Annotated in this window: 2 protein-coding genes and 1 pseudogene; 2 read left to right on the top strand and 1 reads right to left on the bottom strand. The window is 69.3% G+C overall.

What is annotated here, in order from left to right; genetic code table 11:
* Positions 1 to 94 precede the first annotated feature (94 nt).
* A pseudogene (locus A3A5_RS45095) lies at positions 95 to 483 on the top strand (GFA family protein); the annotation flags it as partial.
* 29 nt (positions 484 to 512) lie between these two features.
* Positions 513 to 734 (top strand): hypothetical protein, encoded by a 222-nt coding sequence (locus tag A3A5_RS0123495; protein ID WP_018312943.1) that lies wholly within the window; start codon positions 513 to 515, stop codon positions 732 to 734.
* A gap of 36 nt (positions 735 to 770) precedes the next feature.
* Here A3A5_RS0123495 and A3A5_RS0123490 read toward each other — a convergent pair.
* Positions 771 to 1,094 (bottom strand): pyridoxal-phosphate dependent enzyme (locus A3A5_RS0123490; protein WP_018312942.1); only part of this gene is annotated, 324 nt, incomplete at its 5' end.

Genomic DNA, 1,094 nt, shown 5'->3' with positions numbered 1-1,094 from the left:
CATTCGGTTCGGCTCCGAGAAGGGGGGAACGGTGCCACCAAGCTCGGCCCGCTGACGCTGTTACTCATTTACGCACGAATCCTTACCCCTACCCAAGACGGCAGGGAGCGGCGGCTACGCGATCAACCTCGGGGGCGACGCCGCCACGTTGCGCGTGCGCGGGCGCAAGCACCTGGGCGTCTATCACGCGGTGCTGCGCGGCCGGGCAAGCGCGCGCGGCGCTCACCGGCGCAGCGGCATTTCTGCGTCAAATGCGGCAGTGCGCTGTGGCTGTGGGATCCGCGCTGGCCGCACCTGGTCCATCCGCATGCGTCGGCCATCGACACGCCACTGCCGCGCCCGCCGGAGGTGGTGGAGGCGGCGCTGGATTCTGTCGCGCCCTGGGTGGATGTGCCCAAGGGCAAAGGCCATGTGCACTGCCGCACTTGGCCGAATGAATCGCTGGCGGACTGGCACAAGCGGCACCGCCTGTTGTCGCGCTGAAAATCTGCTGTTCGCGATTCGAGGCGCAGGTGGAATACCGGCTGCATATCGCCGGCCGGCAGGGCATGGTGTTCTGGGCCGGCACCGGCGCCATCGCGTCCAAGCCGGGCGACCTGGCCTCGGCACACTGGCTGCCCAATGCGGGCATCGGCTACCGCTTCGAGTTCAAGCCGCGCGTCAATGTGCGGCTCGATGCCGGCTTCGGGCGGCGCACGCGCGGGGTCTACTTCCAGATCAACGAAGCGTTCTGAGCGCCCGGGCCGCAAGGCCCGGGCGCTCAAGCCTGCTTAGGCGGGCAGGAACCCTTCGACGGTCAGGTAGCGCTCGCCGGTGTCGTAGTTGAAGCCCAGCACGCGCGCATTGGCCGGCAACTCGGGCAGCTTCTGCGCGATCGCGGCCAGCGTGGCGCCGGACGAGATGCCAACCAGGATGCCTTCCTCGCGCGCGCAGCGGCGTGCCATGTCGCGCGCTGGCTCGGCGTCGACCTGGATCACGCCGTCGAGCAACGACGTATCGAGATTCTTCGGGATAAAGCCCGCGCCGATGCCCTGGATCGGGTGCGGCGCCGGCGCGCCGCCGGAGATCACGGGCGAGGCCACCGGCTCGACGCC

It is taken from the genome of Cupriavidus sp. UYPR2.512, assembly GCF_000379565.1.
In the GTDB taxonomy this organism is placed as follows: domain Bacteria; phylum Pseudomonadota; class Gammaproteobacteria; order Burkholderiales; family Burkholderiaceae; genus Cupriavidus.
This window is presented reverse-complemented; position numbering and strand designations above follow the sequence as displayed.